At 62.3% G+C, this 22,755-nt stretch carries 12 protein-coding genes; 2 read left to right on the forward strand and 10 right to left on the reverse strand.

The features are described from left to right. Window positions 1-101: 101 nt before the first annotated feature. The 4 genes from PSDT_RS06230 to PSDT_RS06245 form a co-directional block, all read right to left on the reverse strand. A complete protein-coding gene (locus PSDT_RS06230) occupies window positions 102-9,578 on the reverse strand; it encodes a type I polyketide synthase (RefSeq protein ID WP_006288786.1) in 9,477 nt (3,158 codons plus the stop codon). Between the two features lie 191 nt (window positions 9,579-9,769). After that, on the reverse strand, window positions 9,770-11,449 hold the full coding sequence (locus tag PSDT_RS06235; RefSeq protein WP_006288785.1) for an acyl-CoA carboxylase subunit beta: 1,680 nt from the start codon (window positions 11,447-11,449) through the stop codon (window positions 9,770-9,772). Then, entirely contained in the window at window positions 11,446-13,308 is a 1,863-nt protein-coding gene (locus tag PSDT_RS06240) for an acetyl/propionyl/methylcrotonyl-CoA carboxylase subunit alpha (protein ID WP_006288784.1), read from the reverse strand. Before PSDT_RS06240 ends, PSDT_RS06235 begins: the two co-directional genes overlap by 4 nt. Next, a complete protein-coding gene (locus PSDT_RS06245) occupies window positions 13,305-14,378 on the reverse strand; it encodes a biotin--[acetyl-CoA-carboxylase] ligase (RefSeq protein ID WP_006290173.1) in 1,074 nt (357 codons plus the stop codon). Before PSDT_RS06245 ends, PSDT_RS06240 begins: the two co-directional genes overlap by 4 nt. 251 nt (window positions 14,379-14,629) lie before the next feature. Here PSDT_RS06245 and dinB point away from each other — a divergent pair, with 251 nt between their 5' ends. Further along, entirely contained in the window at window positions 14,630-15,967 is a 1,338-nt protein-coding gene (dinB, locus tag PSDT_RS06250) for a DNA polymerase IV (RefSeq protein WP_006288782.1), read from the forward strand. A 14-nt stretch (window positions 15,968-15,981) separates the two neighbouring features. Here the strand turns inward: dinB and fdxA are convergent, their stop codons facing one another. The 5 genes from fdxA to PSDT_RS06275 form a co-directional block, all read right to left on the reverse strand. Beyond that, a complete protein-coding gene (gene fdxA, locus PSDT_RS06255; protein WP_006288781.1) occupies window positions 15,982-16,308 on the reverse strand; it encodes a ferredoxin in 327 nt (108 codons plus the stop codon). Between the two features lie 88 nt (window positions 16,309-16,396). Beyond that, entirely contained in the window at window positions 16,397-17,170 is a 774-nt protein-coding gene (locus PSDT_RS06260; RefSeq protein WP_006290170.1) for an ABC transporter ATP-binding protein, read from the reverse strand. Between the two features lie 35 nt (window positions 17,171-17,205). Beyond that, on the reverse strand, window positions 17,206-17,745 hold the full coding sequence (locus PSDT_RS06265) for a hypothetical protein (RefSeq protein WP_006288779.1): 540 nt from the start codon (window positions 17,743-17,745) through the stop codon (window positions 17,206-17,208). Window positions 17,746-17,768: 23 nt separating this feature from the next. Continuing rightward, on the reverse strand, window positions 17,769-18,314 hold the full coding sequence (locus PSDT_RS06270; protein WP_006288778.1) for a hypothetical protein: 546 nt from the start codon (window positions 18,312-18,314) through the stop codon (window positions 17,769-17,771). A 291-nt stretch (window positions 18,315-18,605) separates the two neighbouring features. Then, complete coding sequence (locus PSDT_RS06275; RefSeq protein WP_006288776.1) at window positions 18,606-19,937, reverse strand: UDP-N-acetylmuramate dehydrogenase; 1,332 nt, start codon at window positions 19,935-19,937, stop codon at window positions 18,606-18,608. Window positions 19,938-20,257: 320 nt separating this feature from the next. On the opposite strand from PSDT_RS06275, the gene PSDT_RS06280 reads away from it, so the two are divergent. Continuing rightward, window positions 20,258-20,842: a DUF4854 domain-containing protein gene (locus PSDT_RS06280; RefSeq protein WP_006291168.1), complete on the forward strand. Its 585-nt coding sequence runs from the start codon at window positions 20,258-20,260 to the stop codon at window positions 20,840-20,842. 137 nt (window positions 20,843-20,979) lie between these two features. Here PSDT_RS06280 and PSDT_RS06285 read toward each other — a convergent pair whose 3' ends face one another. After that, entirely contained in the window at window positions 20,980-22,536 is a 1,557-nt protein-coding gene (locus PSDT_RS06285; protein WP_006288771.1) for an amino acid permease, read from the reverse strand. Between the last annotated feature and the right edge of the window lie 219 nt (window positions 22,537-22,755).

The following is a 22,755-nucleotide window of genomic DNA, read 5'->3' on the forward strand; positions in this document are numbered from 1 at the left end:
CAGGAGTCTCATTCCTGAATCATATCGGACTTTCAACGCCGGAAATCAGCGGGGCACCCGACCGAATAAATCGGCCGGATGCCCCGCTGATTTTTCAATTCTTAGGCGGCGTAATAGCCGTCCTCACCCAAGCGGGCGTCAGGATTGAGCAACATGGCCTTCTCCACTTCGTGGGAATCATAACCACGGCCATCCTCATGGAAACGGCGGTTATCAACCGGAGTGTAGAGGTCGGCGTGGCCGAGCATGGCTTCCTGGAAGCGGCGCTGCCCAGCGGCCAGACGGGCGTTGGCACGGCTCAGCCACTGATCCAGGCCCTCCTGCCCATAGGCGGCCAGGATGGCTGCTTCGAAAGCAGCCGGGTGAGCCAGAGCGACCAGGCCGGAGACGTGGCCGAAGCCCAGGGAGGTGACCAAACCGGCCCGAATGGTCTTGCCTTGAGAGGCCAGATCCAAAGGCTTGCGCAACCAGACCATGAAGTCGTCACCGGCCAGCTTGGGGTCAACGCAATCCAAAGAAGCATTGGCCGGGATGAGGCCGGAGGCGAAGACCTGAGTCAGGCCATTGACCTGGAAGATGGCGGCCCCGCCCTTGGCATGGCCAGTGATCGTCTTCTGGGAGATCACGTACAGCGGGTTGCCATCCGCGCGGCCCAAAGCGTGCTGGAGGCTGTTATGCAGCTCGGACTCGTTGGGGTCGTTGGCGTTGGTGGAGGTGTCATGCTTGGAGACCACGGCGATGTCATCGGTGGTCAGGCCCAAGCGGGCCAGATCGCGGGCCAAGGCCGAATCCTTGCCACCGCATGCAGCGGCCAGAGCGCCCAAGCCGGGAGCCGGGATGGAGGTATGGGCCCCATCGGCGAAGGAGTTGGCGTAAGCCACCACAGCGGCCACAGGCAGACCCAGCTTATAGGCCAGATCGCCTCGGGTCACCAGGATGGTGCCGCCGCCTTGAGCCTCCAGGAAGCCGCCGCGACGGCGGTCGTTAGCCCGGGAGAAGAAGCGGTCGGACAAGCCCTTGGCGTACATCTCTTCGGAATTAGCGGTGGCGTTCATATCGCCGAAGCCATTGACCGATTCCACGCCGATGTCATCGATGGCGCCGGTGACCACGAAGTCAGCCTTACCCAGCTTGATCTTGTCGACGCCTTCCTCCAGGGAGACAGCCGCCGTAGCGCAGGCGGAGACGGGCTGGATCATGTTGCCGTAACCGCCGACGTAGGACTGCATCACATGGGCGGCCACCACGTTCGGCAAGGCCTCTTGCAGGATGTCGGTAGGATAAGGCTTGTTGAGGAAACGGTCCACGTAAAGCTGACGCATGGAATGCATGCCGCCGAAGCCGGTTCCCTGAGTGGAGGCCAGCTTGGAGGGGTGGATGGACTTCAGGAGCTCGGCTGGGCTGAAACCAGCGGAGAGGAAGGCGTCCACCGTGGTGACGATGTTCCACAAGGCGATGGGATCGACCGAATCAACCATGGAAGCGGGGATGCCCCAGCGCTGAGGATCGAAGCCCTGAGGGAACTGCCCGCCGACGGTCCGGCTCATGACGGCCCGACGAGGCACATGGGCGGAAGCCCCGCTGGTCCGGGTGACCAGCCACTCACCGTTCTCGGCGTCATGCCGCAGACGGGTATGGTCGGGGTCGGCGTCCAGATATTCCTTGGCTTCGGCTTCGGAAGCGACGGAGAAGGTGATGTCATGGTCCAGGAAGACCTCGGCGGCCTTCTCATCGGTCCCATGCAGATAATCGGCCCCCATGCCGTCGTCGAAAGGCCGCAGGCCGGAGCGGGCCACGACTTCGTCATGGAATCGGTCATAGATGTCCGACTCGGGAACCAGGTTCCCTTCCTGATCCACCCAGCCGGGTTCAGGGGAATCCTGCCATGAGATCAGGCCCATGTTCCAAGCTAGCTCGATTACGCCTTCGGCGTTCAGATCCACCTGTCCATCAGGATGGATGCCCCGCTCAGCCAGGCAGCGGGTACGGCCGGAGCCCCAGACGCCCAACTCGCCGATGGAGACGATGACGATCTGGTCTTCCGGACGGGCGGTCACGCCTTGCCACTGGGAAAGGTCATCCTGGGCCTGGGCCGCTTGATGCAAGGTCGGCAGAGCCTTGATCAGGGACTGGTCGGAAGTCTGAGAAGCCTGGGGATCGGCGGAGGCGGCGGAAGCTGCAGCAGAAGAGGCGGCATCAGTCTGAGTCTCCGCAGCCATCTCTTCGGCTTCCTGCTTCAAAGCGGCCATGTCCAGACTGACGGACCCCATGCCTCCGGTCAGGTCCACATCCAGCGGGGCCTTGCGGGCCTCCTGGCGGGACTGTTCGGAAGCCAAATCCAGCAGCTTCTGGGAGATCTCTTCGGTGCTGAAGGTCCGGACCCCATGCTTTTCAACGGCTGCGACCAGAGGATCGTTACCGCCCATGAGGCCGGTGCCTCGCACCCAGCCGATCCGCGGATGGGCGAAGGTGACATTGGAGGACCAATCCTTCTCCACCCGGGACCGGTTGATGATGGCGTCCAGAGCGCTCTTGATCTCGCCGTAAGCGCCGTCCCCGCCCAAGGTGCCCCTGTTGGGAGACCCCGGCAGGATCACATGGAGCTGATGATCCACATCCGTGTCGGTGTCCAGGGGCCCCAGCTTGGCGATCAGGCGTTCCAGACCCCAGAGCATGAGGCGGGCCTGGGACTCGAAGAGCTGGCCCGAATCGGCGAGGGTGCCGTGCATGGAAGGAGCGGCGAAGGGGTAAAGGAGGGTGGGCTGGTAGGCGGGCTTGATCACCGTGGTATCGGCCACATGGGTCTCCTTCTGCTCGGAACCGATCCAGGAGGCGAGGGCGTCCACGTCCCTGTAGCTGGAAAGGTTGGCGGGAACGATCCAGAGTTTGGCGGAGCCGGACGCGTTCTGCCGGTAAACCTGCTTGGCCCACTGGATGAAGGCGGTGCTGAAGGAATGGCTGGTGGCCACGACGGTGGCCCCCTTCCTCAGCAGTCCGGCCACGACTTGTCCGGCGATGGATTTGGCGGAGACACCTGTGACTAAAGCCACGTCCTTGGCAAAGGCGAAGGCCTGGGAATCCTCGGAATCCTGCGAATCAGAAGGATTCTGCTGGGTTTCCTGGGCCTGGGCGGCGATGGCGGAGAAGAGATCGGCCATCTCCTTCTTGCCCGATTCGTTAGCCTTCTGGGCGTACCAAGCGGCCTGTCGGGCCACAGCCTGGCCGGCACCGGCGAAGTTGGCGGCGGACACCTGGTCGGCGTCTTCCTGCTGATAGAAGATGCGGGCCAGGTCCTCGCGAGCGCTGGCCCAACGGTCATCCAGCAGAATGGCCTTGCGCTCATCGAAGCGGGGCTCCACCTGCTTGGGCCAGGAAGCTCCCAGCTCGGCGGTGACGGCTTCCACGACGGCGGCGGATTCATCCTCTTCGGAGTCACCGGCCTGCTGGTTTGCGGTCAAGCCCAGTTTATCCAGCAGGTAGCGGGCGGTGGAGGCCAAAAGACCATCTTCCCCGGTGATGCCGGAAGCGAATTCCTTCAAAGCGGCGGAATCCACCATGGCTCCGGAGCCGGCGGACTGGGCGGATTGCAAGGAGACGGTCACTCCCCTATCCGAGGCCACGGCCTGCACGGCCTGGTCAATCAAAGCGTCCGCGTCGGCGGCGTTGGAAACGGCTTCGGTAGGCAGGGCGGCCAGGTCCCCTCCCCGGGTGCTGGCGCCTTCACGGGTGGCCAAAAGGAGTTCGGCGGTGACGGCCGCAGCCCAACCTTCCGACAGGCCCCAAGCCTCGTTCAACCTTCGGGCGATGCGGGCCTGCTTGACGCCGGCGGAGCCGAAGAGCTGATGCAGACGTTCGCGGATGGCTTCCGACAGAACCGGTCCGAAGGCCTTGTAACGAGGAGCGGCCTTGACGACTGCGGCCTGCAGAGCACTGACGGGGGCTTCGGCCGCGCCTTCGATGGAAGGCACGGCCAGTTCGGAGCTCATATCCATCAGGAGCTGGTTGCGGCGGGAGGAGACGCCGTTGGTCAGGGTGTCAGTGGTATCGGCGGAGCCGATTTGATCAGGACGGATCTTGGCCGAGTAAGCGATCAAGGTCTTGATCCCATCCCAGGCGGTGAAGGTGATGTCGGCGGCAGGGGCCGATTCGGTCGCCGGGACCGCAGCCGCAGGAGCGGTAGGAGCCTGAGCTTGAGCGGGAGCCGGGGTCGCAGCAGCCACCGGAGAGGATGGGGCCGCGGCAGCCTGAGCAGGAGCCTCCTCTTCCTCAAGCTCATCCTCATCAGTCTGAGGAACCAGGGAATCAGGATCGGAATCGGTCATGTAGACGCGGGCTTCATCCCGGCCCACGTTAAAGACGTTCACCTGTCGATCAGCGAACTGCGGCAGCATCAAGGTCTTGGTACCCAGATTGGCCAATGTAGGCGAATTGCCCAGGCCGACTTCCACATAGTTCTCCACGGCCAGACCATCGTCTTCCTGAGAGCGGAAGAGCAGGTCCTGGGTCTCGATCCAACGGACGGGGGAAGCGAACTGCCAGCAGAGGAGCTCAACCAGGAGCAAGCGGCCCAGCTTCTGCTCGTCGGCGGCATACTCGGCCCAGGCCTGGTCGTCGTTCACCACTGCGGCCAGAGGCTCGGAAGGCACGACTTCCAGGATGGAGCGGGCGAAGTCCCGGGTCATCTCGAAAGGCCGGGCCACCAGGTTGGGGATGTAGCGATCCACCAGGCGGGAGTAATCGATCTCCTGGGGGAGCAAAGTATCCAGCTTCTGGCGGAACTCGGGGACCCCCTTGCGCAAGAGGACCGAGTGGAAGGGGACGTCGATTCCGGGAACCAGCATGAAGGGCTTCTTGCCGCCGGCTTCGCGGGCCCGACGGGAGGCGTCCTTATCCAAAGCCTTCAAACCGGCGATGGTGCCGGCGATGGCGTACTGGGCTCCTGCCAGATTGTAGTTGACGATCTGCAGGAATTCGCCGGACTCCTCGCTTACCTGCTCGATGTAGGCCTTGACGTGGGCGTCATCCACCCCGAACTGGTTGGGTCTCAAGGCCCCCATCCGGTAGTTGGACCGGCCCTTGGCATCGCGGTCGATCAGGTGATGCATGGTGGATCCGCGGTGGAAGACCAGGACCAGCTCCGTTTCCAGAGGGATGATCTGGGCGAAGGCAGACAGAGCGTTGTACTCACCCAGGGAATGACCGGCGAAGTAGGCTGGTTCGAAGGTCATGCCGGCCTCGCGCAGCCGGGCCATCTGGGCCTGGGCCACGGTCGCCAAAGCCACCTGTGTGAACTGGGTCAGGTTGAGCAGACCTTCCGGATGCCGGTAAGTGACCCCGTTGGCGGTCAGTTCACGAGGGTTATCGCGGACGACGGCCAAGATGGAGAAGCCCAGCTTCTCCCGGGTAACCTTGTCGGCCCGCTCCCAGACCAGGCGGGCGGCCGGGGACGAGGTCCGCTCGTCCAAAGTCATGCCTTGCTTCTGAATGCCCTGGCCGGGGAAGACATAGGCGGAAACGGGCTGGCGGCAGATGGCGGAGGCCTTGGAGACCACTTCCCTGCCCACCCGGCAGGTCACTTCCAGGACCAGACCGCCGTCAGTGGCCTTGCCCACGCGTTCCACGCTGATTTCCACCTGGTCGCCCAGTTGGACCATGCCGTACATGAAATAGGTCCAGCCTTCCAGCTCATAATGGGCGCCTTTGACGTCGATTGCTTGGGCCACATGCTGGGCGGTGGCGGACAGCCACATGCCGTGCACCAGAGGGGCCGTCAGACCGGAGACCCGGGCGGCTCGCTCAGAGGTGTGAATGGGGTTGAAATCGCCGGAAACCCGGGCGAAAGCGGTCATGTTATCCGGGGCGGTCACCGTCACCTTGCGCAAAAGGCGGCGGGCGGTATCGCGGACTTCGGCCTGATGCCCGCCGAAGTCAGGGGCCTCGGTCGGCAGCTGAGAAGAATAGACGCGGCCGCGGATGGCGAAACGCTCGGTTTCGTGGGCCAAAGGAGTCCCATCGGAGGCCACATGCTCCACATGGATGGTCACCACGCGTCCAGCGGAAGATTCGGCGTAGTCCTCGGCCCAGGAGGTCAAGGAGACGGTCTGCCCGTAGTAGGACTGGAGCCGGGCTTCATCCACCAAGAGCTCGATGGAATGGTCCAGATGGACGGCGTTCAGCAGACCTTCGATGATCGGGGTCTGGCCAGAGTATACGGATCCCAAGGCGGTATAGATGGCCGGCCAAGCCGGGCCCACCAGCGCGTCGGGGACGATGGCGGAAGGCCGCAGGGACTGAGGCAGGTGGCCGGCGGTCACGCTTTCATGATCGAATCCCAGGTTATCGCTCAACGTGTAAGTGGCATGGGCGAGGCCGAAAGGATAGGCCTGATCGACGGAAAAAGGATCCACTTGGGGCATGTCTACCAGCCGGTCGCCGGTGATGGCCGTATTGCCCATGCCGGCGGTACCGGCCAGGAGGTCATAAATGTGCTTCTTCAAGCGGGAGGCGTCAACCACGGGGATGAGGAAAGGATGGTCCCTGTCCAGGCTGAGCGGAATCGCGATATGACGGACGGCGTGAGGAGCCAGGGCCGAGTAGCCCCCCTCCTGCTGATCATCCCAGAAGGTATCCAGATGGATGTCCAGGTCGAAAAGATCATGAGACCCTTCCCGCCCTTGATGGACGAGCTGATAGACCTGATCGCCCTTGTGGCTGCCGAAGGCCGGGTTGTCCATGACATGACCCACCCAGGAGATGGAAGGCGAACGGCGGATGAAGTCCTCGTCGTCCTGGCAATCGCCCTGGACGCTGTATTCCAGCCGCTGCTCATAGGCGTCGGCCTGGTCGAGCTCAGCCACGCGCCGAGTGACGGCAGCATCGAACCGGGCCAGGATATCGACCACGGGCTCATCCATGGTGGTGATGCCGCCCACGGACAGGGGTCCGGGGATCACGCGGACGGAATCGGCGCTGTAGCGGTCATCCTCCGACTGCCAGAGCTGGTCACGACCCCACCAACGCAGGAGGTCGCCGTCAATCACGGGGACGAAAGGCAAAGGCTTGGGGTATTCCCGGGACAGCTGAGGGAACCAGGCCGCATCCGTGGCGGAGACGGCGGTGGTCTCGGCCTGAGGATAGGCGGAGATCAAGAGGTCCAAAGCCGCCTGAGGGTCTTCCTGCACGGCCGAATCGGAGAAGACGGAAGTGAACTCGCCCTTGTCGGCAGGGTTCAGACGGGCCTCGATCCTATGCAGCAGGTGGAGGAAACGCAGGCCGAAGGTGTAGTCGGCCCAGGGATAGGTCAGCTCCACGAAACGCTGGGCCCACTGGGCGTAGGTCATGGAAGCCAGGTCGCCGAAGTAGGGTTTGGCGGTCAGGGCCAGGGAGTCGATCACTTCCTGCCGGCGCTGGGGAAGCTCGTCAGGATGCTTCTCCAAATAGACCATGAGCCGACCGGCCTTGGCCGAAGAGTTCTCGATCTCGTAGATATCGGCATGCAAATGGCTGAGGCCGGAAGACATGCCGCCTACCTGGCCGCCGGAGGGGACCCAGCTTTCGCCCAGAGGGGCGAAGGGGTCGTCGTTCTTGGAGAACTCGGTGATGCCAGGGGTTTCCACCAGGAGCTTCTTGACCTGAGGGCTGGTATGGGCTTCCTTGGCGGTCATCAAAGCGGTTCCCACCATGACGGCGTCCACTGGCATGACAGGCAGGCCGTAGCGGTTGGACCACTGGCCGGACACATAGTCGGCGGCCCTTTCCGGGGTGCCGATGCCGCCGCCCACGGTCAGGATCACGTTCTCCTGATTGCGGATTTCCGCATAGGTGTTGACCAGCAGGTCGTCAAGGCTCTCCCAGGAGTGATGGCCTCCAGCGGAGCCGCCTTCCACTTCCATGATGATGGTGGTGCCGGCCGTCTGCTTGGCGATCTGCAGGACCTGCCTGATCTGGGAGACGGTGCCGGGCTTGAAGACCACATAGGGGAAGCCGTCGGAATGAAGCTGTTCGATCAGCTTCTGGGCTTCATCCAGCTCGGGGATGCCGGCGGAGATGACCACCCCGTCGATGGGGGCGCCGGACACGCGGGCCTTGGAGACGATGCGCTTGCCGCCAAACTGCAGGTTCCACAGGTAGCGGTCCATGAACATGGCGTTGAACTCCACGGAAGCGCCTTCTTTGAGGAGCTCCTTCAGATGGGCCACATTGGAGTCGAAGACCTCTTCGGTCACCTGGCCGCCGCCGGCCAATTCAGCCCAGTAGCCGGCGTTGGCGGCAGCCGCCGGAAGGTCGGCCTCCACCGTGGTGGGGGTCATGCCGGGAACCATGATGGTGGAGCGACCGGTCAGGCGGGTGAAGGCCGTGCTCACCTTGTCTCCGGCCGGAGTGTGCACGATGTGGGGGGCGAAGCGGGACCAGTTTCCCAAAGGCTTATACGAGATGCCGGGAGTGGCCAGGTCCAGACGCTTCTTGGCGGTGGAGGCGGAGACCAGGCCGCAGCCGGTTCCTTCCACCAAAGCCTTGGTCAACTTCTCCGCGGTCGCGCCGGGACCGAAATCCAGGAACCAGAGGGCACAGTCGGCCGAATCCTTGTTCAGGCCCCGCTCTTTCCGCCAATCCTCATGGTTCTGAAGGATGTCCTTGATCTGGGCGTCCCAGTCCACCTGATCCACCAGGACCGCCTGAGCCAGGTTGCCGGCCAGGTCGGAATCCAGACCGCATTGACGGGCCCACTCCTGGACCAAGTCCACGGCATCCCGCAAGAGGGAGGAGTGGAAGGGGATGGAGACTTCCAGATATTCGGCCGTGGGATCGAAGACGCTGCCACCCCGGACCTTCTGTTCGCGAAGCTTGGCCTGATGCTTGTGTTCCTGCCCCATGCAGGCTTCCAGCTTGCGCAGATCTTGGGGGAAGCCGGAGACCACGTAATTGTCGCGCGCGTTCTTGACCCCGATGGCCACCGGACCCAGGGGCTGGGGAATGCGGGAGATCAAGGCCTCGATCTGTTCGCGGGTGGCGCCTTTGATGGCCAGCATGGGGGAAGCGGCGGTTTCGGGGACGATTCCCTGGCGGGCGGAGACCTGGCTGCCAGCCGCCCCGATCAGGCGGGCGATGGCCAGAATCAGGCCCATCCGTCTCGTGGCCTCTTCTTGATTGATGACCCCCGCTGCGGCGTCGACCAGGACCCCGGCTGCGTCGATGGACAGAAGGCCTTGGGAATGGCCGGCGTAAGCCACGAATGTGTCAGCGGCGAAAGGCATCCCCAGGTTGCGGGCGTCCTCGAGGGCGGCGATTTGGGCCAGGACGACCCCGGGCACGCTAGCTTCGGCGTATTTGGCCTTCCCCAGCACCGGCTGAGCGCTGGCGTAAGAGAAGAGGTCCAGCTTCTTGCCGTAGACGGTCAGCAGCTGGGTGGCCACGGGCCGCAGGAGGCGCTCGGCCTCCTGGTCGTAGGAACGCAGGGCGTCCATGAGTTCGGCGTTATCGCCGACTTCCTGAAGGACCTGGGTCCACGGGGTGGACTGCCCTGCGAAAAGGAGGGCGTGCGGCTGCTTTTGCGCGGCTGAGAAGAATGACTGTTCCATAAATGTCCTTGTCTCTTATGACGGATGTCCACCGTTCTGGCGGTGGGCCTTTGGGGTTCTTTGTTTCGGTTTCGTGTTTTTGTTTTGGTTTCTGGTTTTCCGATTGATCGATTGGACAATTGATTATTTGATCAATTAATCGCTTGATCGCTTATTGGGCCTGCCCGACCGCTTCCGCGAGGGCCGCCCTCTTACAGTGGCTGGTTATCGTGCCTCCTGTCCATGGTCGGCAGAGGTTTCTTGTCTTTGAGCAGTTCCAAGGCCTGGGCGATGGAATCACGGGTGTCTTCGGGGTCGATCATGCTGTCGATCTGCCCGATTTCCAAGGAAAGATTGGCGTTGACCGTGGTCTCTTCGTACTCCTTGACCAGGCTGGCCCGCAAGGCGTCCACGTCCTGCCCATCGTCCTTGGCCTTGCGCAGCTGTTTGCGGTGGATGATGTTGACGGCCCCTTGGGCCCCCAAGACGGCGATCTGAGCGTTGGGCCAGGCCAGGTTGATGTCCGCTCCCATGGCCTTGGACCCCATGACGATGTAAGCCCCGCCGAAGGCCTTGCGCAGGATGACGGTGATCAGGGGCACCTGGGCGGAAGCGTAGGCGTAGATCACTTTGGCCCCGCGCCGGATGATGCCGGCATGCTCCTGGTCGCTGCCCGGCTTGTAGCCTGGCACGTCCACCAAGGTGACCACAGGCAAGTTGAAGGCGTCGCAGAGGCGAACAAAACGGGCCACCTTCTCCGACGACTCCACGTCCAGACTGCCGGCCCTCACGCTGGGCTGGTTGGCCACCACCCCGATGCACCGGCCTTGGATGCAGCCGAAGCCGACCACGACCGACTGGGCGAAAAGCTCATGGACCGGCACGAATTCCCCGTAATCGAGGATGCAGCGGATCACTTCGGTCATGTCGTACGGCTGCCGGTCGTTCTCCGGGACGATGTGCCCAATCCGTTCGGCGGCTATATCTTCCGCGCGCCCTTCCGCATAAGCGTAGAGCGGCGGCTGTCCATCGCAGGAGGAGGGAAGGTAAGACAGGACCGTGCGGGCGTAGTCGATGGCGTCCGCCTCGTTCTCGCCCAGATAATGGGCCACTCCGGAAACCTCATTATGCACCTGGCCTCCGCCCAGGTCGGCCATGGAGATATGCTCCCCGGTCGCCGCCTTGACCACTTCCGGGCCGGTGACGAACATGTAGGAGTTCTCTTTGGTCATGATGACGATGTCAGTCAAGGCCGGGCAGTAGACGGCTCCTCCGGCGCATGGGCCCAGGATCAGGGAGATCTGGGGGATGAGGCCGGAAGCCATGCAGGTCTTCCTGAAGATGCGGCCGTACTGGGTCAGGGCCTGGACCCCTTCCTGGATGCGGGCGCCGCCGGAATCGATGATGGCCACCACCGGGACTTTGATCTCCATGGCCATGTCCAGCAGGTGGCAGATCTTATGCCCTTCGGCCTGGCCCATGGTCCCCCCGCGCACGGAGAAGTCCTGGGCGTAGACGCCGACCGTCCGTCCCATAATCCGGCCGAAGCCGGTGATCACCGCGGCCCCGGGAACGTCCTGGTTGATCTTCCCGCCGGAGAAGCGGCCGATTTCATGGAAGGTCTGAGGGTCGAAGAGGAGGTCCAGCCTCTCCCTGGCCGTGTACTTGCCTTTGGGATGCTGCCTGTCCCGGGCCTTTTCCTCGGCCTGGGAGGCCAGGGCGGCCGCATGGACGATCTCCGACCGGATGGGTTGGTGGCCGCCGGAAAGGATGATGGAAGAGGAGGCCTCAGGCAAGGCCGGAGGCTCCCACCCGTCCGGGGTCCCTTGGGAGTCGCCCCCCTCTTGAGGGCTCCGTTCCCCGGTTTTCGCCGGGATGTCTGTCGACGTCATTCAGTCATTTCCTCCTTATGTTCGCCCTGCCGGGCCTGATCCTCCTGCTTGATGGTGACCAGGGGGTCGCCGGCGTCCACGCTGTCGGAAGGGCCGACCATGATGTCAGTGACGGTCCCCGCCAAAGGCGCGTAGACGTAGTTCTCCATCTTCATGGATTCCAGCACCACCAAGAGGTCCCCTTTGGCCACCTTCTGGCCGTCGGCCACGTTGACCCGGGTCACCACGGCCTGCATGGGGGCGCTGATCTGCCCGCCGGCCGCGATGGAAGAATTCTGTTTGCCCTGGCCCTCTTGGGCGCTGCTCAGACCGTTGCCCCGCAAAGGCTGCTGCAGGCGCCGGGGGCCCCGGGACCTGCCCCCGCCCAGGAGTCCCACGAAATCATCGGGAACATTGACCCTGACCCGCTTGCCGTTGACCTCCATGATGAAGGATTGGGCGGCCACGTTCCCCAAGATCTCCTCGGGGGACTGCATCTGGGTCAGGCTTTGGGGCAGGCCTGCCTTGGAGGAGGCGGCGTTGCGGGAAAGGTATTCCTTCTCCAACCAGCGGGTGGTGACGGTGAAATTCCCGTCGTCTGCCACGAAGGCCGGGTTCCGGAAGATCTGCCGGTAGAGCTCGCAAGGGGTGGCGATGCCGGTGACCTGGAATTCATCCAAGGCGCGCAGGACGCGGGCGATGGCCTCCTGGCGGGTGCGGGCGGTGACGATGATCTTGCCCATCATGGAGTCGAATTTGGGGGAGATGACGCTGCCTTTATCCACCCCGAAGTCGATCCGGATCCCCGGGCCGGCCGGGAAGGTCAGGCTTTCGATGGTCCCGGCCGAAGGGGTCAGGTTCTTGGCCGGGTCTTCGCTGGTGATGCGCAGCTCGAAGCTGTGCCCCCGGGGCTTGCCGGCCAAGGTCAGGGGGAGGCCGTCGGCTATGTTCACCTGCTCGCGGACCAGGTCGATCCCGCAGACCTCCTCGCTGACCGTATGTTCCACCTGCAGGCGGGGGTTCACTTCCAAAAAGTAGACGTCGCTGGTGGGGGTGACCATGAATTCGCAGGTTCCCAGACCTTCGTAGCCGACCGAGTCGAAAAGCCGGCGGGAGTAGGTCTCCAGACGGGAGATGACCTTGTCGTTGAGGAAGGGGGCGGGGGCCTCTTCGATCAGCTTCTGGTTGCGCCTTTGGACCGAGCAGTCGCGGGTGGAATAGACGGTGAAGGAGCCCAGCTTGTCGCGTCCGCACTGGGTTTCCACATGCCGGGCGTGGGGGACGAATTTCTCGATGAAATATTTGCTCAAATCCCCGCCTTGCAAGGAATCGTGGGCCCCGTAGAAGGCCCTCAGCTCGTCTTCCGTCCGGCAAATGGTGATTCCCCGGCCTCCGCCTCCGTCGGTCCTTTTCATCATGACCGGGTAGCCATGTTCCGTGGCGAAGTCCAAAAGGGTATGCAGGTCCTCCACCGGATCGCTGATGCCGGGGACGGGGGGCACCTGGGCCACCCGGGCCACCCGGCGGGCGCTGATCTTATCGCCCAGATCTTCCAAGACCCCAGGCTTGGGGCCGATCCAGGTGATCCCGGCCTCCATGACCTTGGAGGCGAATTCGTCCGATTCCGACAGGAAGCCGTAGCCGGGATGGATGGCGTCCGCCCCGCTGCGGCGGGCGATGTCCAGGATGGCCTCCTGGTTGAGGTAGGTCTCGTTGTAGGTGTCCCCGGGGAGGTAATAGGCCTCGTCCGCCCTGCCCACGTAGGGGGCGCGCCGGTCCGGCTCCGAGTAGATGGCGACGGTGGGAATGCCCATCTCTGTGGCGGTGCGGATGACGCGCAGGGCAATCTCCGCCCGGTTGGCGATCAGGATTTTCTTCATCGGCTTTCCTTCCCCTGCTTCCCCGTTCGCCCGGGGTCGCTGTCGGACTTGGTGCTGTGATTGAAAAGATTGTTGCCGGCGGCGGAGGCGGTCAGGCCGCCATCGGGGCCAGGGGCGCTTGATGTCCCGGGGAGGGCGGACCAACCGGTCCTGATCGCCGTCACATCCCCCACGCTGATGCGGCGGGTGCGGCCATCGGAGAATTCCACCGTCAGGCAGGCGTCGGGCTCGATCCCTTTCACCTTGCCCGCTAGGGAGATCCCGGTGGGGAAGGTGACGGTCACATAGCGGTCTGCCAGGAAATTCATCCGTTCGAGGTGGGCGTGGAGACTGCGGCTGGTCCCGTGGGGATGGGCGTTGAAGACCCCCATCCAGGCCGAAAGGCTGCGGCCGATAGCTAGGGCCAAGGTTTGGCGGAAGGCCGGGAGGTCGCTGCCTTGGGGGATCTCCATGAGCCAATCCAGGCAGGCAGGCCGGGTCGCCAAGGCGCCGAGTTCGAAAAGGTCTTCCAAAAGCTTATCGGGCATGGACAGGTTAAGACCGATGCCGATGATGAGGGGGCAGCGGCCGCCGCGGGCTGGAACCAGCTGGCTGAGGATCCCTCCCAGTTTCCCCCCACGCAGCATGATGTCGTTGGGCCATTTGAGTTGGAGGCGGTCGAAGGCTTCCCCTTTGCAATCCTTCTGATTTTCCTGCTTGTCCGCCACGAACTCTTCCAAGACCTGGACGGTGGCGACCCCGGCCAAGGGGGTCAGCCAGTTCATGGCCTGGTCTTGAAGGAGGGAAGAGGGGACGGACACGATGTAGGAAACGGTCAAAGACCCATCCTCGTCCGAAAGCCAGGTGTGGCCGTTGCGCCCTTTCCCCCGGCTCTGCCGGTCGGCCAGAATCATGATTGTATTTTTTGGGGAGTCCTCTAAAAACTCCAAGAGATCATTCCCTTCCTCACCCTCTCGCTGGTCTTGGGAGATAAGGGAATAAGCCAAATCATTGGTGGAATCGACCTGTTCGACGTGGAAGGACCTTATATGGTCCTCACAAAAAAGGGCAGACAATTCCTGACGCATCATAGGGCCAAGGTTACTCCGCCGAGGGCGGGTATTTCTCTGTGGGAGCCTCTAAACTTTTCTGAAGATTTTTGTATTTTTCTACAAATGATTTCTTCGAGCCTCCGGGAATGACTCCCTTATTTGCAAACCAAATTGTCAATGACTTACAAAATACATCTAGGCTTTCTGACCACTTTTTGCTTCTTCCTACAAAAACCGTCCTTCCAGCGCGGACGGAGGCGGAAGGAAGGCGAATGCCTTACAATGGCAGCATGAGCACAGCACCACGCCTAGCCGCCGCCAAACACAGTTGGGGCGATGACTTCCGCGGCTGCTCCATGCTCCATATCGATATGGACGCCTTCTACGCCTCCTGCGAGATTGTCCGCCATCCCGAGTTGAAAGGCAAACCGGTCATCATCGGGACCGGACAAAGGTCGGTCGTCTCCGCGGCCAGCTACGAGGCCAGGGCTTTCGGGGTCAATTCGGCCATGGCCGTCGCCCAGGCCCGCCGCCTCTGCCCCCAGGGGATCTACCTGCCCGTTGACATGGCCTACTATCGTTCCATGAGCCGGAAGGTCTTCGCCATCTTCCACCAGGTGACCGACCAGATCGAACAGGTGTCGGTCGACGAAGGCTACATGGACGTGTCCGCCGCCCTGCTCCAATGGGGGGATCCCAGGAAAATCGGCGCCTGGATCCGGCAGGAGGTGCGCGAGCGCGTGGGGGTCACCTGTTCCGTCGGCATCGCCTCCAACAAGCTAATCGCCAAGCTGGCATCCACCAACGCCAAGCCGGATGGGATGCTCCTCATCCCTGTCGGCCGTCAGGCCGAATTCATCCAGATGATGCCGGTCCGGTCCATCCCGGGGATCGGCCCTTCCACCCAAAAAGCCTTGGAAAAATGGGGGATCGCGACCGTCAAGCAGCTCTCCCAGCTCAGTCTGGCCGACCTGACCTCCGCCTTGCGCTCCCCCGCCCACGCCCGCTACCTCTATGAGGCCGCCCGCGGAATCGGTTCCGACCAGGTGGTCGTCGACGCCCCGGACAAATCCATCGGGGCCGAAAGGACTTTCCCTCATGACACCGACAGTTGGCTGGCCGTGGCCGGACTGTTGCGTTGGGCCTGCGACCGGGTGGCCACCACCTTGCGGGAGCGAGGCCTGTACGCGCGGACGGTGACGGTCAAACTCCGCTTGGCCGACCTCTCCCACATCTCCAAATCCCTGACCGTGGCCGAGCCCATGAACACGGCCAGTCAGCTTTACCCCCTGGCCTTGAAGCTCCTGGCCCGGCTCCTGTCCATGGGCCAACCGGCCGCCGGGAAGGAGGCCCGACTGCCGCAACAAATCCGTCTGGCCGGCATCGGCACCTCCCACTTCTCCGACGCCGAACACGCTTCCTATCAGCAGTCCTTCGACGATTTGCTGGGGCCGGATGATGGAAGCGGAATCGAGGATGCCGGCGGTAACAGGAGCGGGAGCGGGAGCGGGAACGGCCGGCGGGCGGAGCAGGGGGGCAGCAAGGTCAAGCATGAAAAAGTCGAATCCGCTTTGGATCGGATTCGACGCAAGTATGGGAAGGACTCGGCTTCGTTCGGCCTCGGCTGAAGAAGGGCGACCTCCTAGTCGGCGTTCACGTCGACGGGGAGGGCGGCCACCCGGGGCTCGTCATGGTCGATGGGGCCGAAAGCCGTGGCCCCGCCCTGGTCCCCCACTTCGGCGAAGAAGGATTCGGCCGCGTCCTTGTACCAAACCCATTCGTCGGGAAGATCGTCCTCATAGAAGATGGCCTCGGTGGGACAGACCGGCTCGCAGGCGCCGCAATCCACGCATTCGTTCGGATTGATGTAGAGGGTGCGGGGGGCTTCGTAGATGCAGTCGACCGGGCATTCATCCACGCAGGCCTTATCCTTCACATCCACGCAGGGTTCAGCGATGACGTATGCCATGATGCCTCCTTGTCGTCCTTGTGGGATATCCATCTACCGCCTTAGTTTAGCCCACCGCCGGAGAAATGGGAAGACCGGCCAAGTCCTCTTAGCCTTCCATCAGCCCCAGGATCCGCGACACGCTGGGGTCGTCGACGACCCCTCTGACTCTGCCGTCCCGCAGGACCGCCGCCCTGTCGGTCCTCGCAGCCAATTCCAAGTCGTGAGTCACCATAACGACGGTCACTCCACTGGCCGCCATCTCCTGCAAGAGAGCGAAAACGGTCGGGGTATTGGCTGAATCCAAGGCCCCGGACGGCTCGTCGACGAAGAGCACTTGGGGGCGGGAGACCATGGCACGGGCGATGGCTACCCTCTGTCTCTCCCCTCCTGACAGGTCCGCTGGATAATTGCGGCGCAACCCTTGGATTCCCAGTCTCTCCAAGGTCTCTTTCACCAGCTTTCTCCCCTGCCGATCGAAGCGTTTGCGGAACCTGAGAGGAAGCTCGACGTTAGCCTGTACATCCAAAGAGTCGATGAGGTTATAGTCCTGGAAGATGAAACCGACCGAGTGCCGGCGCAAGCGGGACAGATTCTGTTTGGACAGCCCGGTCAAAGAAATCCCCTGTAGGAAGACGTCCCCGCCAGTCGGTTTTTCCAAGCCTGATAAACAATAGAGGAGGGTGGATTTACCAGAGCCCGAAGGCCCGACTATTGAGACGAATTCCCCCGTCCGGGCCCGGAAATCCACCTCGCGGACCACGGGGACCAGGGAAGGGCCTGAGCCGAGAAGGAAACTTTTGCTCACTCCTCTGGCTTCCACCATCATCGGCTTCCCCGAAGCGTCCACGTTTCCTGACTGGATCCTCTCCATATGCGCCATCCTCCTCTTCGATGGAATCGTTTGACCTCCCATATTCAGCCCTCCGTCCTGCGGATGAGCGGGAGAGGGTTACGTCCAGCCTGGACCAGAGTGGTCAAGGCCAAGGTCAGGCCCAAAAAGCAGAAACTGAATCCCAGAACAAGCAAAGACGACCAGCCTATCCCCACGTACCGAGCGGAAGGAATAGGGCCCAAGCTCAAGGCTTCCCCCATCAGGAAGGCGTTGGTGGCCAAAGCGGATTGGCAAAGAAGGGTCGAGCCAAGGCTGTAGACCAAGGCTTCGATGATGCTGGAGCGGACCAAACACCGGATCGGCACCCCCTCCAAACGAAGCAGGGCCACGCCTATCGATCTTTGACGACCAGTGACCGCTATGGCGCAATAGGTGGCGACCGTGGCAAGGATCAGGGGGGAGACGAATTCCAACAGTATCTGCCCGCTCGGGCTGATTTGGATATCACTGGAGGGAATCCCCTGCGCCGACGAAATCTGCCGAATCTGCCTGGCCATCCCCATAATGGAACCGATGATGCCGGCGGCGACGACGGGGGCCACCAATACCGTCGTCGATCGCACCCGGAAACGGGCCGAACACTTGGTTAGGAAAGCGGAAGGGGAAAAGCGGGAGGGGAAAAGCGGGAGGGCAGGAAGGCGGACACGAGATGAACGAAAAGAGGGGCCAGCAGGGGCGACAACAGGAGATTGACCACGATCAAACCCATGCCTTCCCTCCAATAGGCCGCAAGCAGACCGCTCAGGACCTGCGGGTCGGCCATGGGCTTCATCCGGCTGATGGCGAAGTAGCCGCCCAGGAGTCCCGCCAGCAGTAAGATCCCCAGGACCAGGCGGGCGGGGTTCACCCGTCGGATCCGAAAACCGCTTTGCTCACGGACGGCCGCTATGGGGTCCACCTTCTTCAAAAACCCGAGCGCGATCAACCCGGCCAGGCCGACGGCCGCCACCGTCGTCACCAATCCTAGAATCAAGGCCAAGGAGGAGAGAGGCCGGGACAAGGCGGCGATGGCGGGGGGATGCACGCGGACCAGAAGCCGGGCGAAACCGGGCCAGGCGAGGAAAGCGAGAGCCAGGCCCAGGGCGGACCCAGCTGTCGCCACCGTCAGCAGCATGGCGAAATAGAGGCCCATGCTTTGCCTTACCGTAGATCCGACGAGCTGAACGGGCGATTCTGGGGGAATCGACGCGGATGGCGGTAGCGGTGAGAGGAGGAAGCATAGCCAGGATTGATATGACGGTGAAAGCAAGTTGCATCCCTCCCAAAGTCACGTACTCTTCCAAGACGTCATCCGACGATGCCTGGCTCCCCGCGATGACCATCCCCAGGGAAAGGGAAAGGAGGGATGCCGCAACGAGGACCATGAGACCAAGCGAAATCCAGCTTCGTCTGCAAGCGCGTAATTCACCGAAAAAGAAGGCGGTCATGCAGCGGAATCTTCCGGCGCATCGGAAAGGCCGATGAAGACGGGCTCCGGGACCAGATCGACGCCAAAGGCTTTTTTGACCCCGGCCTGAATCGCTTGGGACAGGCGCAGCAGATCGGCCGATGAGGCGTGGTCGTGGTTGGTCAAGGCCAGGGTGTGCTGACTGGACAGGGCCGCCCTCCCATCCAGGCTGAAACCTTTGGGGAAACCGGCATGGTCGATCAGCCAGGCGGCGGAGGTCTTCACCCTCTTCTTGGCTGCGACTGAGCCGGAATCGGAGCTGGGACCGGAGTCAGAATTTGAACTGAGGCCGGAATCCGGACCGGAGCCAAAGCCGAAACCTGAATCAGGAACCGGCAAAGGGGCGTCGAACCGGGGGGCGTCGGCCGGAAGGAGCTCGGCCGCCTGCTCGACCGTCAAAACGGGGTTGACGAAGAAGCTTCCACAGGACCAGCGGTTGCGCAGGAGTTGGGGATCGGTCGGGGCCAAGGCCTGAGCGGCTTGAATCTGGGCTTTCTGCTTGGTCCCTTTCATCCAGGGATTGCCGTAACGGGCGGGGTCCTCCACCATCCCTTTGGAAGCCCGTACGGTCAGGACGGCGTCGCGGATCTGGCCGGTGGGCATGCGATGGCCGACTTCCACCTGCAAGGCCTTGGACAACTGTCCCATGCCGACCACGCCGGTGGGGCTATGCCGCAAGGCGAAAGTCACCGAAATCACCACATAGCGGGGGGTGGGGAAGAACCGCCTGCGACCTTCCTCCTGGTACATGCTTTTCTTGAGCAAGGACGTGCGGTAGCCGAAATCCATCTGGTCCTTGGTCAGGATGACCACCTCCCCTGTGGACCGGTCCCAGGCCTGGACGGATTCCACCGTCGTCGCCACTTCCTGCCCGTAGGCGCCGATGTTCTGCACCACGCTGGCTCCAACCGTCCCGGGGATGCCGGACAGGCCTTCCACACCTTCCAGCCCCATGTGGATGGTGTAGGCGACGAAGTCATCCCAGTTGGCGCCGGCCTGGGCTTCCACATGGACGATGCTCTCCTGCCCCTTCTCGGCCGGGGCGGCTTCGTCCAGGATGGAAATCTCCCGGCGGGCGTCACGCACCACGATCCCAGGGAAATCCTGGTCCCCCACCAGGATGTTGGACCCCCCTCCGACCACGCATAATGGCAGGCCTTCCGCATCGGCTTGGAGGACTGCTTGGACCAGTTCGGCCCTATTGATCGGCTCCACGAACGTTCCAATCCGCCCTCCCACATGCATGGTGGTGATGTCGGCGAAGGTCACCCTCCCCTTTTTTCCGTCCAAATCCTCTGCTTGAGCCATGTCCCGTCCTTGGTCGCATTCATGAAAATCCAGTGCCGCCCTGCCGGCGTCTTCTTATTCCCATGGTATCCTTTCACCATGATGAATGCCCGACGGGCAGACCGACACCTTACAGGTGGGCTATTACCGGACGAATGAGCCGACTGCGGGCCCAAGAACCGCTTCAGGTACAGGACCGATGGTCGGCGAACGACCGGTAACGACCGAGAACGGATGGCATACGGCACAGGCCGAATGACACGCCGGACAAGCAAGGAACAATGCATCAGATGATGCATGGGACAAGGCACCGAACGGTGCGAAGCATAAAAGGAGAAGCAATGAAGAACAGCGGGAAAGTCAGTAAGGCCCTGGCCATCTTTCTGGCGACGGCGTCCTTGATGGGATTGGCCGCCTGCGGGAACGGGTCGTCCTCCTCCCCCTCCGCAGCCAACAGCCTCAGCGCGCAAGCCAAGCAAGCCCTGAAAGACAAGCAGGACGCGGCGAAAATCAAGAAGTACCTGCAGTCCTCCAAGGTCCAAGAGCAAATCAAGACCGCCAACGAGCAGATGAAGCAGACCGGCAGCATGGAGCTGACCTCTTCGGGGAAGACCGTCATCATGACCCTCAAGCTGAAGAAATCAGCCCTCCCCAATGCCTCCATCAGCGAACTGAAGAAGCGGATCAGCGCCAACACCGACCAATACACCAGCCAGTTCGGCCCGCTCGTCTCCCAGATCGAGAAGGAGACCGGCGTGTCCAAAGTCAAACTGACCATCCGCGTGCAGACCGATGAAGGCGATAAGCTGACCGAAGTGACGGTCGATGATTCCACCAAGCCCGGCACGGGTTCTTCCAGCAGTACGAACCCCGGCGAAGGTTCCAGCCAGTCTCAGACCCCGGGCCCGGCCGAGTCGAACAAGTGACCCGGACCGGGGTTGGGTTCCCCGGCTGATTTCGTAAGTTTCAGGAAATCCACGAAATCCATAAAACCCACGAAGGCGCCCTCATCCGATTCCATGATGGGGACGCCTTCTTCATTTTGCAGGGACCTCTCCTGAACCTAATTCGCGGGAACAGCGTCCCTCGATTCCGCGGAGCTGGCATCTCCCGAAGCCCCCGCGTCCAACTCCCCATCGACCACCTCGAGCGTCCGGATACCAGCATGCCGGTAGGAGTACCCGAAGTAGACGACGAACCCGATCAAAAGCCAGACCAGGAAGCGGATCCACGTCAGCACGGACAGGTTGATGGAGATGAAGACGCAGGCGACGGCGGTGAGAATGGGCAGCCAAGGATTGCCAGGCATAGTGAAGCCGCGCTTCAGGTCCGGCCGGCGGTTGCGCATGATCGGGATGGCGAGCGAAACCAGGAGGAAGGCGGACAGGGTCCCGATATTGACCATGTCCGACAGGACGCTGACGTCGAAGAAGGAGGCGATGCAGGCCATGACCACCGCTCCCCCAATCTGCAGGGCGGCCGGAGTCCCTCGTTTGTTGGTCTTGGACAGGTTCCGAGGCAGGAGCCCGTCCCGGCTCATCGCGAAAAGGATGCGGGTCAGGCCCAGCAGGAGGACCATGACCACGGTCGCCATGCCGATGACGATGCCGATGGAGATGATTTTGGCGGCCCAGGAGGCCCCGGCCAGCTCGAATGCCACGGACAGGGAGGGATTGGGAGCTTTGGCCAGCGTCTTGTAAGACACGATTCCCGTCGTCACGAAGGCCACGGCCATGTAGAGGACGATGATGATGCTCAGACCCAGGATGATGCCATGCGGGACCGTCTTCTCCGGGTTCTTGGCCTCTTCCGAAGCGGTGGCGACGGCGTCGAAGCCCACGAAGGCGAAGAAAACTAAGGCCGCCCCGGAGAAAATCCCGGGAACGCCGTAAGCCGTGGCCTTCCGCCCACTGATCCACTGCCACAGGGGCTGTTCCATCAGACCGCTCGAGACCCCCTGCCTGACCGAGGATGCCGGTGCGGAGTGAGGGATGAAGGGAACAAAGTTGCTCCACTTGATGTAGAAAAGACCGGCCACGATGATGAAAAGGACGATGCCGATCTTAATGGCCGTGAGCGTCCCGTCCACCCGGGCGGAAAGCTGAGTCCCGATAACCAACAGGGCGGTGAAGAAAGCGATGATCAGAAAGGGGGCCCAATCGAAGCTGACCGGCCCCAGCTGGACCGTCATCCGCAGGTTCCACCCCATCAGCCTGGTGAAGTCAGACAGGTAGACTCCCCAGTATTTCGCCACGACGGCCCCGGCCATCAGCATTTCCAGGACCAGGTCCCAGCCGATGATCCAGGCGACGAATTCCCCCACCGTCGTGTAGGTGAAAGTATAGGCCGAGCCGGCTGCCGGAACCATGGAGGTGAACTCCGCGTAGCACAGGACGGTCCCGCCGCAGACGATTCCGGCGATGAGGAAGCTGATGATGGAGGAAGGACCGGCGTAGTAGGCGGCCGCCTGGGCCCCAACAGAGAAAATCCCGGCCCCGACGGCCACGGCCACGCACATGAGGGCCAGATCCCAGGCGTTCAGATTCCTCTTGAGGGAGCGCCCTTCCTCCCTGGTCTCATCCAGGGTTCGCTCCACGGATTTGGTTCTGAATAAATCCATTATATTCCTCCCTCGTGTAAGCAGACGCCCTTCCCCAAGTGGTTCTTATCAGGCGCCCATCAGTCTTTTCCGCCACATATCCTTATATTACAACTTGCAATATTGCTCATAAGTATATTGTGTGCGAGTATAGGGGGGCGAGAGGACAAAGCGAAAAGGAGGATAAACAAAAACCCGGCCGAAGCCGGGTCTTTGACGTTTGATGTTTACGGAAATCTC

The organism is Parascardovia denticolens DSM 10105 = JCM 12538, assembly GCF_001042675.1.
GTDB lineage: Bacteria > Actinomycetota > Actinomycetes > Actinomycetales > Bifidobacteriaceae > Scardovia > Scardovia denticolens.

Coding starts and splice junctions, on each gene's coding strand:
- PSDT_RS06235 (WP_006288785.1), bottom strand. CDS start 11,449: ATGACGTCGACAGACATCCCGGCGAAAACCGGGGAACGGAGCCCTCAA.
- PSDT_RS06280 (WP_006291168.1), top strand. CDS start 20,258: ATGAAGAACAGCGGGAAAGTCAGTAAGGCCCTGGCCATCTTTCTGGCG.
- PSDT_RS06230 (WP_006288786.1), bottom strand. CDS start 9,578: ATGGAACAGTCATTCTTCTCAGCCGCGCAAAAGCAGCCGCACGCCCTC.
- PSDT_RS06245 (WP_006290173.1), bottom strand. CDS start 14,378: ATGATGCGTCAGGAATTGTCTGCCCTTTTTTGTGAGGACCATATAAGG.
- PSDT_RS06260 (WP_006290170.1), bottom strand. CDS start 17,170: ATGGCGCATATGGAGAGGATCCAGTCAGGAAACGTGGACGCTTCGGGG.
- PSDT_RS06285 (WP_006288771.1), bottom strand. CDS start 22,536: ATGGATTTATTCAGAACCAAATCCGTGGAGCGAACCCTGGATGAGACC.
- fdxA (WP_006288781.1), bottom strand. CDS start 16,308: ATGGCATACGTCATCGCTGAACCCTGCGTGGATGTGAAGGATAAGGCC.
- PSDT_RS06270 (WP_006288778.1), bottom strand. CDS start 18,314: ATGGGCCTCTATTTCGCCATGCTGCTGACGGTGGCGACAGCTGGGTCC.
- dinB (WP_006288782.1), top strand. CDS start 14,630: ATGAGCACAGCACCACGCCTAGCCGCCGCCAAACACAGTTGGGGCGAT.
- PSDT_RS06275 (WP_006288776.1), bottom strand. CDS start 19,937: ATGGCTCAAGCAGAGGATTTGGACGGAAAAAAGGGGAGGGTGACCTTC.
- PSDT_RS06240 (WP_006288784.1), bottom strand. CDS start 13,308: ATGAAGAAAATCCTGATCGCCAACCGGGCGGAGATTGCCCTGCGCGTC.